At 63.6% G+C, this 10,552-nt stretch carries 7 protein-coding genes and 2 pseudogenes; 5 read left to right on the top strand and 4 right to left on the bottom strand.

The genetic code is table 11. The features are described from left to right. Positions 1-192 precede the first annotated feature (192 nt). Positions 193-612 carry a DoxX family protein gene (locus tag LIG30_RS19345; protein ID WP_038714578.1) on the top strand — a complete coding sequence of 140 codons (420 nt, stop codon included), beginning with the start codon at positions 193-195 and terminating at the stop codon, positions 610-612. 92 nt (positions 613-704) lie between these two features. Here the strand turns inward: LIG30_RS19345 and LIG30_RS19350 are convergent, their stop codons facing one another. Continuing rightward, complete coding sequence (locus LIG30_RS19350; protein WP_038714579.1) at positions 705-2,018, bottom strand: MFS transporter; 1,314 nt, start codon at positions 2,016-2,018, stop codon at positions 705-707. Between the two features lie 40 nt (positions 2,019-2,058). Next, positions 2,059-3,240 (bottom strand): M20 aminoacylase family protein, encoded by a 1,182-nt coding sequence (locus LIG30_RS19355; RefSeq protein ID WP_038714581.1) that lies wholly within the window; start codon positions 3,238-3,240, stop codon positions 2,059-2,061. 170 nt (positions 3,241-3,410) lie between these two features. Here LIG30_RS19355 and LIG30_RS19360 point away from each other — a divergent pair, with 170 nt between their 5' ends. Beyond that, positions 3,411-4,313 (top strand): LysR substrate-binding domain-containing protein, encoded by a 903-nt coding sequence (locus tag LIG30_RS19360; RefSeq protein ID WP_038714582.1) that lies wholly within the window; start codon positions 3,411-3,413, stop codon positions 4,311-4,313. 286 nt (positions 4,314-4,599) lie between these two features. Continuing rightward, positions 4,600-4,920, top strand: a complete 321-nt coding sequence (gene ppnP, locus LIG30_RS19365) for a pyrimidine/purine nucleoside phosphorylase (RefSeq protein WP_038714584.1) — start codon at positions 4,600-4,602, stop codon at positions 4,918-4,920. Positions 4,921-5,251: 331 nt separating this feature from the next. Here ppnP and LIG30_RS27325 read toward each other — a convergent pair. Then, positions 5,252-5,647 (bottom strand): annotated as a pseudogene (locus tag LIG30_RS27325) (chloride channel protein); the annotation flags it as partial. Positions 5,648-5,835: 188 nt separating this feature from the next. After that, entirely contained in the window at positions 5,836-7,332 is a 1,497-nt protein-coding gene (locus LIG30_RS27330) for a methyl-accepting chemotaxis protein (protein WP_038714605.1), read from the bottom strand. A 1,479-nt stretch (positions 7,333-8,811) separates the two neighbouring features. On the opposite strand from LIG30_RS27330, the gene LIG30_RS19380 reads away from it, so the two are divergent. Both LIG30_RS19380 and LIG30_RS19385 read left to right on the top strand, forming a co-directional pair. Continuing rightward, positions 8,812-9,471 carry a TetR/AcrR family transcriptional regulator gene (locus LIG30_RS19380; RefSeq protein ID WP_152986155.1) on the top strand — a complete coding sequence of 220 codons (660 nt, stop codon included), beginning with the start codon at positions 8,812-8,814 and terminating at the stop codon, positions 9,469-9,471. 150 nt (positions 9,472-9,621) lie between these two features. Beyond that, a pseudogene (locus LIG30_RS19385) lies at positions 9,622-10,552 on the top strand (prenyltransferase/squalene oxidase repeat-containing protein); the annotation flags it as partial.

Here is a 10,552-nt window from a genome sequence, read left to right on the forward strand (position 1 = left end):
GTGCGGACAGTTCGGTGAGCACGCAAGGATTCGCAAGATATCAAGCGTGGTTTTCCCGAGCCCGGCGTTTATCGGCGGGGGCCGATCGCAGGTTGTTGCAGAGCAGGAGGGGCGGCGCGCGGCGCAGCCCCTCCTGATTCATTGACCCGTCGATGCGCGCCCGCCGCGCATCGCTTTCGATCATTGACCGCCATGACACCGACACAACCGTTCCTGTCGTCCCAACGTGACGTGCTGCTGTTGCTCGCCCGGATTCTGCTCGTGATCCTGTTCGTGCTGTTCGGCTGGCAGAAGATCGCGCATTTTTCCGGGACGATCGCCTTCATGGGCACCGAAGGCGCGCCTGCGCCGATCGTATCGGCGGCGATCGCCGTCGTGATGGAGCTGCTCGTCGGCATCGCGCTGCTGGTCGGCTTCTACACGCGGCCGCTCGCGCTGCTGCTTGCGCTCTATACCGTCGGCACTGCGCTGATCGGCCATCACTTCTGGACGATGACGGGCGGCGAGCAGATGAACAACATGATTCACTTCTACAAGAACATCGCGATCGCGGGCGGCCTGCTGGCGCTTTGCGCTGCCGGCCCCGGGCGCTTCTCGATCGATCGCGGCTGACGCGGCACGCCCGCGCAGGGCGGGGTGACGCGTGCGGCCCGGGAGCCGGCTACGCTCGTGGTACGTCGGTTCGCCGGCGAACCGTCGATCGGTCAATCTAGCGACTTGCCCGCCCGCTCGTCCATGCAGCGCAGCGCGAGCAGCGTCAGCGTGCCGCAGCCGATCGCATACCAGGCGGGCGCGTTCGCGTTGCCCGTCGCCGCGATCAGCCAGGTCACGAAGAACTGCGCGAACCCGCCGAAGATCGCCACGCCGATGCTGTAGACAAGCGCGCCGCCCGTCGCGCGCACCGCGCGCGGGAACAGCTCGCCTAGCATTGCGCCCATCGCGCCGACGTTGATCGAGTGAACGAAGGACAGCGCCGCGACGATCGTCAGCAGCGACGCCGCGCCGGGCCAGCGGTTCAGCGCGACGAAGGCCGGATAGATCGCGAGCATCAGCACGATGCGCGTCCACCAGACAATCCGGTTGCGGCCGTACACGTCGGACAGCCAGCCGCCGATCGGCGTCACGACGGCCAGCATCGCCCCTGCGACGCAGCCGGCCGTCATCGACAGCCAGCTCGGCAGATGCAGGACCTGCACGCCGTAGATCGCCATGTAGAACACGATGATGTAATGAATCGACGTGCCGCCGATCGTGATGCCGAGACCCGCGAACACGGCTTTGCCGTGATGGCGGAGCACGTCGGCGAGCGGCAGCGACGCGACCTTCTCGCGCGTCGCGGGCGTCGCGGCCGGCACTTCCTCGACGGTGCTGCGCAGCCAGTAGCCGATCGGCACGAACAGCGTGCCGATGACGAACGGCACGCGCCATCCCCAGCTTTCGAGCTGCGCGGCGCTGAGCGTGGACGTCAGTGCGACGCCGGTAAGCGCACCCGCGAGCGCCGCGAGGCCCTGGCTCGAGAACTGGAACGACGCGTAGAACCCGCGGCGGTGCTGCGGCGCCTGTTCGAGCAGCAGCGTGGTCGACGCGCCGACTTCGCCGCCGGACGCGAAGCCCTGCAGCAGCCTCGCCAGCACCAGCAGGAGCGGGGCGGCGATGCCGATCTGCGCGTAGGTCGGCGCGACCGCGATCATCGCCGTGCCGAGCGCCATGATCAGCAGCGTCGCGATCATCGCGCGCTTGCGGCCGGCGCGATCCGCATACATGCCGATCACGAGGCCGCCGAGCGGGCGGGTGACGAAGCCGACGCCGAAGCTGGCCACGGCGAGCATCAACTGCCCGAATGCCGAATGCACCGGGAAGAACAGCTTGCCGATCAGGATCGCAAAGAAGCTGTAGACGGTGAAGTCGTAGAACTCGAGTGCGTTGCCGACTGCCGCGGCGGCGATGAGGCGGCGTTTCTGCGCGGCGTGGCGCGCGTCGGCCGGCGTGCCGGCGAATTTGAGGGCGGACGATTCCATGAGATTCCCGATGATCGCGAGACTGCGTGATGAAAGGCCGTCAAGCGGCCAGCCAGGCTTCGGTCAGACGCACCCAGTAGCTCGCGCCGATCGCGAGGATGTCGTCGTTGAAGTCGTAGCCGGGGTTGTGCACCATGCATCCCCCCTTGCTGCCGATGCCGTTTCCGATGAACGCGTAGCAGCCCGGGCGCGCGTCCAGCATGTACGCGAAATCCTCGCTGCCCATCAGCGGCGCGGCCTCGGCTTCGACGCGCGCCGCGCCGAGCATCTGGCGCGCGATCCCGAGCGCGAAGGCGGTCGGCTCCGGGTGATTGACGAGCACCGGATAGCCGTAGTCGTACTGGACCGCCGCCGTCACGCCGAAGCTCTCCGCCTGCGCTTTCGCGAGCGTCTCGATGCGGCGTGCGAGCAGTTGGCGCACGTCGGCATCCAGCGCGCGCACCGACAGCTTCATCACGACCGTCTCGGGGATGATGTTGAACGTTTCGCCCGCTTGCACGCTGCCGACCGTGATTACCGCGGCCTGCTGCGCGTCGACCTCGCGCGCGACGATCGTCTGCAGCGCAACCATGATGCTGCCCGCCGCCGACATCGGGTCGCGCGCGAAATGCGGCAATGCACCATGGCCGCCGACGCCGCGCAGCGTGATCGTCACGCGGTCGGCCGAGGCCATCGCCGCGCCGGTGCGGAACGCCATGTCGCCCGCCGGGCGGCCCGGCATGTTGTGGATCGCGAAGATCGCGTCGCACGGGAAGCGCTCGAACAGCCCGTCGGTCATCATCGCCTTCGCGCCGCCGAAATTCTCCTCGGCGGGCTGGAAGATCAGGTTCAGCGTGCCCGAGAAGCGGCGCGTCGCGGCGAGGTGGCGTGCCGCGCACAGCAGCATCGCGGTATGGCCGTCGTGCCCGCACGCATGCATCCTGTTCGCATGGCGGCTCGCGTAGGGCAGCCCGGTTGCTTCCTCGATCGGCAGCGCGTCCATGTCGGCCCGCAGCCCGAGCGTGCGCGTGCCTTGCCCTTCGCGCAGCACGCCGACCAAGCCCGTCTTGCCGAGGCCGCGATGCACGTCGTAGCCCCAGCCGGCGAGCAGTTCGGCGACGAGGTCGCTCGTCAGCGTTTCCTCGAAGGCCAGCTCCGGGTGGGCGTGGATGCGGCGGCGCACCTCGATCAGCTCGGGGGCGATTGCCGCGATGCCGGGAATGATGGGCTGTTCGGACTGCATGGTGTCTCCTTCCGGGGGTGTTTCGAGGATGTGCCGGCAAAGGATATAAATTTCTTTCGTGAACCAGAAGCTGCTAAATTGCTTTCGTGCTCACCGCAGGTTGCCGCTAGGGAACACCCTGAGTCGGGCCGCCCGAGTGGGCCACCGGTTTTTTCGAATTACGCGTCCCCATGAAATATCATCAGTTGAAAGCCTTCGTGACCGTCGCGGAGGAGGGCAGCATCCGCGCGGCCGCGCGCCGCCTGAGCGTGTCGCCGGCCGCCTTGACGAAGGCGGTCAAGGAGCTCGAGCTGGCGCTCGGCGTGTCGCTTGTCGTACGTACGGCCCGCGGCGTTCAGCTCACCGGTTTCGGCCAGCAATTGCAGGTGCGCGCGCGCCTGATCGTCGCCGAGATGCAGCGGGCGCGCGACGACATCGAGCAGGCGCAGGGCGCGGCGACGGGCGCCGTGGCGGCCGCCGTCACGCCCGCCGCCGCGGTGTCGATCCTGCCCGACGCGTTCTGCGCATTCCGGCGGCGCTTCCCGGTCGCGCGCGTGAGTTTCGTCGAGGGCTTTCCGGGCGTCGCGTTGCCGAGGCTGCACGACGGCTCGCTCGATTTCGCGGTGTCGGTGGTGGTGCCCGAGCTGCTCGCCGCGGAGTTCGATCATGCGGAGCTGTACGCGAGCCGGCTGCGGATCGTCGCCCGCAAAGGGCATCCGCTCGCGTCGGTGACGTCGCTCGCCGATCTCGTCGACGCCGACTGGCTGATGAACCCGTCGCCGGAAAGCTCGTCGCAAATGCTGTTCAACTGCTTCAGCGAGCATGGGCTGCCGATCCCGGCGCGCGTCGTCGAATGTCCGAGCTACGCGGTCGCGCACAGCTTGATGCAGGGCTCCGACCTGATTGCCGCGATGCCCGAGCAGCTGCTCGACGTCGAATGGGCGCGCGATCGCTTCGTGGTGGTGCCGATCCGCGAGGCGATCCCGCCGCTTTCTGTGCAGGTGGTGACGCGCCGCGACAGCCCGCTGACGCCGGCCGCGTCGATGCTGCTCGATTGCCTGCGCGATTCGGCGCGCCGGCACGGGCTGCGTTGAGCGTGCCGCGCCTGGCGCGAACAACCCGCCTTCGTTATGTCAGGATGCCTGACTATCAGGGTGCTTGCATCGCGCGGGTGCCGCGCGTGTCCGGGTTCGTGCCGGATCGCCGGGGCGGCCGGCCGCAGGCATTGCCACACGCGCTGCGCGTCTGTCGCTATCATAGCGGCCGGGCGACGGGCCACGCGGGCCGCCAGGCCGTATCGGAGGAGGATTCGGCCGGAGGGGCGCGCGCGTCGCGCAAGTTCATTTTTTCAATCGCATCGCGTCAATTCAGGGGTATGGCATGACCAACGCAACGCAATTCGACAACGTTTCCGTCGTCCGGCGCGCAAACGTGTATTTCGACGGCAAGTGCGTCTCGCACACTGTGCTGTTTTCGGACGGGACGCGCAAGACGCTCGGCGTGATCCTGCCGTGCGCGCTTACGTTCGGCACGGACGCGCCGGAACTGATGGAAGTGCAGGCCGGCAAGTGCCGCATCAAGCTCGACGGCAGCGACGCATGGCAGACGTATGGCGCGGGCGAATCGTTCTCCGTGCCGGGCAAGAGCCGCTTCGAGATCGAAGTGCTGGAAACGCTCGACTACCTGTGCAGCTACCTGTAAGCGGCAGCGGCTTCGCGTTCGTCGCGATGTGCGGACGGCGCCCGCGCGCCGGGCGCCGTCCGTGAGCCTCGCCCACGCTGCGCGGCGGGGGGCGAGCCATGGGGCGATCATCGCGAAGAGGCGCGATGCGCGCTGTCGGGCAGCGCCAAATTTGCCGCATCCTTGCGAATCGAGCGTCTATTACGAGTCGCTGCTGTCGCCCGGCGCGAGCGTATCGAAGCGTCACGACCGGCTTGCCGCGTGCGTCGGCGCCGTAAAGCGCCTGATCCGGCGAAAAGGTGACGGCCACCGGCCGTCGAGCGGCCGGCCGCAACGGTGACACGCCACGCTCGCCCGCCTCGCGCGCGGCGGCATGCCGTTTGCGCATACTGACCGGCACGATCGGGCGGAATCGTTCCCGCTTGTGTTCGTCGTCGAAATGCTGCAGCGCCGGCTTGACCAGATCGCTGCGCGACACGATGCCCGCGATGCGCAGCGACTGCGCGTCATGCACGACCGGCAGGCGTTCGAGGCCCGGCACCGCGAGGCGCGTGGCGACGAGCCGGCAGGTCGCGTGCACGAGCGCGACATCGGGCGTGCGGTCAGGCAGCACGTCCGCAATGGGCCGCTGAGCCGGTCGCGTCCCCTCCGGGTAGCGCGCATGCCGCGCATCGAGCATCGCCCGATCGACGATGCCGAGCCGAGCGCGGTGGGTGAGGGAGCGGCGGCCGTCAACGGGAACAGCGGCTCGACGCCGAACAGCAACGCGCGCGAAGCCGGCGACCGCACATGCGAGCGCGACGGGCAGGAAGCTGCGCGGGCGCCATTCGTTTGGGCCTGGTTCGTCGCGAGAGACGCATCGTAACCAACTATTGTTGATTCAGGCAGCGAATCAGCAGCCTGATTCCCAAGCTGCTCGCGCTAGTCAGTTCCCAGTTAGAGAGTGAACACGTCGACGCCCGCGTGTAGTTTCTTGGCCTGTTCGTCGAGCGATTGCGCGGCGGCAGCGCTCTGTTCCACCAGTGCCGCGTTTTGCTGGGTCATCTGGTCCATTTGCGTGACGGCTTGGCCTACCTGATCGATGCCGCGACTCTGTTCGTGCGATGCCGCGGCGATCTCACCCATGATTTCCGTCACGCGAGTGATGCTGCTCACCACGTCGTGCATCGTGTCCCCGGCCTGATCGACGAATTTCGTGCCGGAGTTGATCTTGCTTACGCAATCCTCGATCAATACCTTGATTTCCTTGGCTGAACCTGCCGAGCGCTGCGCCAAGTTGCGCACCTCGGTCGCCACGACTGCGAATCCGCGCCCCTGTTCGCCCGCACGTGCGGCTTCCACGGCGGCGTTCAGCGCAAGGATGTTGGTCTGAAAAGCGATGTCGTCGATTACGTTGATGATTTCCGCAATTTTTACAGAACTGGCGTTGATGTCGCTCATGATCGACACCGCTTGACCAACCGCGTCGCCACCCTTGATCGCAATTTCGGCGGATGATTGCGCCAGATTGTTGGCGATTTGCGCGTTTTCCGCGTTCTGCCGAACTGTGCTGGTCAGTTCTTCCATGCTTGCCGCCGTTTGCTCTAGCGAGGCGGCTTGTTCCTCGGTGCGGCTCGCCAGGTCAACGTTACCAGTGGCGATTTCCTTGGATGCCGTGCTCACGGAAATCACCGAGTCCCGCACAGTGACCATCACTTCTGCGATGCGTGACATTAGATGGTTGAACGCTTCCGCAGTTTGGCTGATCTCGTCATTGCCCTTGACTGGAGCCCGTCGCGTCAAATCGAGGGATTCGCTCGCGGTTTGCAGTGTGCCTTGAATGCCTGCGAGCGAATGCTGAATCGATCGGCCCAGTGTGATACCGCATCCGATCAGGATAACCAGGACTGTGAGCAGCACGCCGATTATCGTGCGTACGGCATTCGTGCTCGCCTTTCCGGCGTTCGCCGCCGCTGCGTCGCTACGCTTGATTGCTTCACCGATGATTGATTCAATCGAGGCATGGAGTGGCTCGAAATCGGAGTGATAGAGCGCGACCACCTGATCGTTGGCCGCCTTTGAATCACGGGACGCAAGGTCGATTATTTGCTGCGACTTCCGGTCGTATGCGTTCCACTGCGAGAGAACGAGCCGCATCCGATCCTGCTGATTCGTCGAGGCGAAAAGCGGTGAAATAATCTTCGACCACTTGTCGATGTCCTCTTCCGCATCCTTGAAGATTTTCTTCGTATCCTGCGAAGTCGGGTCCAGTTCAACCGTTGATAGCGCACTGGCCTTGATTTCCGTCAGGCCGCGCACCTGCATTTCCTGGCGATGGGAAGCCGTTTGAGCATCGTCGGCGGAGTGGAATCCGAGTACAGTGAAGATGATGCCAACGCCGATCGCCAGCAGCGTGATACCGATCAAGATTTGGAGTTTTTGCTTGATTGTCATGGAAACCGTCGCGGGACTTCAGGAATGGAATGCAGGATGGAGGTAACCCTGCTTGTCGCGCAGGTAACCTCTGACTTGGAGCTGGCTTGTAATAGCCTTGTCATTTGTGTGTCGGTTGAGGTGGCATGCGCGGGCCGTTCTCCTCTAGTCCGCTGTCATGCAGTACGTCGACGGTTTACGCGCATCCGGCCGGGCGTGCCACATCGCGGGCGATTTACTCAAGCGGCACCTGGTTCTCGACCATCCAGCACGCAACGGTTTAGCGGGTGCCAGCATCGTTCTCAAATAGATCGGACACGGCATGCATAACATCGGTAACGGCAGCTCATATTATTCGGTATACTAAATAGTAAAAAGCAAAGCGGCGGAAACTCGACGTCTCTTTATCCGCTCTCAGGAACAGATGCCGCCGTCGAAAGGCGCGAACTGTCCACCGCAGGGCGGGGAAATTTAGTGTCGGCGGAGCCGCAGCGCGCGCCATCGTCGTCGCAAACGGCGAACTCTAGCCACACGAAGGCTGGCTCGGTCTGACATGCCAGTTCTCGCTTGCGGCCGGAGGGGCACAACTTGCGGCCAATGTCATATTCATCATGCGATGAATAGTGATTCTTGCCGAGAAAGGGGGCGTATGTCAAGTCATGCAAGAAGTCTTGACCGACACCGGCTGCATTCACTGGCTCCGAATCAGGCCCGTATTTCCTGGTGCATGGATTGCTGCGGGTCGGGCACGGAAATTCGAGTCGTTCTCCGCCCCAAGTCTGCGCTTGTGGCCTGCAGGTAGGGCGGACTCATTGGTCAACCCCGGTGCGGGATTGTGGACAATAGCGGTGCTGTACGTATGGTCGCGTGGGTCAGGTTGTCGTTCTTTTTGCGCGTACTCAAGTTTGACTTTGCCGAACATGTGCCGGATGCGCTCGCGGTTCGGCGTACGGCTATCGACGAAAGAAATCTATGACTGTGACGATATCCGTCGCGGCATCGTCGGCTGAGCTGCCACGCTGTCTGCTCACATCAGGTGCTTACATCGGTCGGTTAGCCGCGGCGATTGACAGTGGCCGCGTTGTCCCGCTAACATTGCTGAAATTCAACGATCGTTGAATAATAAGTGGGTGACGCGTGTCGCCCCCGATTGTTGGGGGCACGGGCTGCTGCTGGCTGCGAACTTGTGGGATCCGTCGGCGTGACCTGAAAGGATGCCGATCATATTGGTTGTGGGGATTTATTACTCGTCCAGGATGTCGCGATGCTGCACATCGCTGCATGGGCGTTACAAATTTTTTTACCGGCGCTCTGCATGAGTCGACAAATAATTCAGTCTCAAACTTTTTGAGTTGACACTGAAGATGCCGTGATAACGCGGGAGGACGACCAATTGCGTGTGACCTGTGCGCCATTGAGCTGATAACGCTCATGGCAAGCGTTGGTGATGCGGAAGGGTATACTCAGGGCCTCTTGCGATCAGGTAGACGAATACGAGATATGTCGGTTTCTGGAACACGAACCAAACGTCCGGACGTGGTGAAGCGCTCCCGAGGACGCCCAGCGCGTAGCGCGCTCGTTGGCTTTGATGCGCTACTGCGCAGTGCGCGGAAAGTGTTTGCCAAACAGGGTTACGAAGCGACAAGCGTGCGAGAAATAGCGCGGCTTGCGGGTGTCGATCCAGCGCTGATGGCGCATCACTTCGGGTCGAAGGAGGGGCTCTGGATCGCAGTGGTGGACCAACTGGCTGAGCAAGCGGCTGCGGTGATCGAAGCCACTAAACAACTCCGCGTTGCCCGACTGACCGCACGGGCGCGTATCAAGCAGGCGCTGATTCTTCTCATCGATGCGTTGTTCGAGGATCAGGATATCGGTATGTTCTTGTCGACCGCAACGACGGAACAGGGCGATCGATTGAACATCTTGATTGAGCGGCTGTATCGTCCCTACCAGGAAGTTTTTGTTTCACTACTTGTCGACGCAATGGAAGCAGGCAAGCTGAAAGCGCGTGACCCGGCGTTGCTGTACGCCATGATGCTCAGCGCGATCAGCAATACGATATCGTACAGCCATGTCCTGGCGAAGTTCTCGCCGATAACCGGTCATGCAGAGGAATTCAAGCAGGCCGTGCTCGACGTCGCGCTCGACATGTTTCGATAGTCGCGAGGGAGCATGTACTTTACCGCATACGAACCGATGCCGATTAGCACCGGTCACTGAGGATCATTGATTTGTGTGTACGGCAGTAGGGAGGAATTTTTCTTACCGGACGACAACACGTCAGCTTTGGGCTGCGCAGATAGAGCAATGATGGACGACTTACTTGATGATCAGGCGCTGGACGCCCCACAGACTCATAGGGCAAGCTGCGATTTGTGTGAGGTTCATTTAGCGGTATGCGGGAACCTTGCTGCGAGTGTGCCAGTCGCCAGCCTCGATGCCACAATCACGCGTGCGACCGACGCGCTGCTGGCCGCGCAGAAACCCGACGGCCACTGGGTCTACGAACTCGAGGCGGATTCGACGATTCCCGCCGAATACATCCTGCTCGTCCACTATCTCGGCGAAACGCCGAATCTCGAGCTCGAACAGAAGATCGGCCGCTACCTGCGGCGCATCCAGCAGCAGGACGGCGGCTGGCCGCTGTTCACTGACGGTGCGCCGAACATCAGCGCGAGCGTGAAGGCGTATTTCGCGCTGAAGGTGATCGGCGACGACGTGAACGCCGAGCACATGCAGCGTGCGCGCCACGCGATCCACGCGATGGGCGGCGCGGAGATGTCGAACGTGTTCACGCGCATCCAGCTCGCGCTGTTCGGCGCGATGCCGTGGCGCGCGGTGCCGATGATGCCGGTCGAGATCATGCTGCTGCCGCAGTGGTTCCCGTTCCATCTGTCGAAGGTGTCGTACTGGGCGCGGACCGTGATCGTGCCGCTGCTCGTGCTGAACGCGAAGCGCCCGATCGCGAAGAACCCGCGCGGCGTGCGGATCGACGAGCTGTTCCTCAGCCCGCCCGTCAACACCGGCCTGCTGCCGAAGCAGCCGCACCAGCACGGCGGCTGGTTCGCGTTCTTCCGTGTGGTCGATCAGGCGCTGCGCGCGGTCGACGGCCTGTTCCCGGCGTATTCGCGCGAACGCGCGATCCGGCAGGCGGTCGCCTTCGTCGACGAGCGCCTGAACGGCGAGGACGGCCTCGGCGCGATTTATCCGGCGATGGCCAATTCGGTGATGATGTACGACG

Origin of the sequence: Burkholderia sp. lig30 (genome assembly GCF_000687455.2) — a bacterium.
GTDB lineage: Bacteria > Pseudomonadota > Gammaproteobacteria > Burkholderiales > Burkholderiaceae > Burkholderia.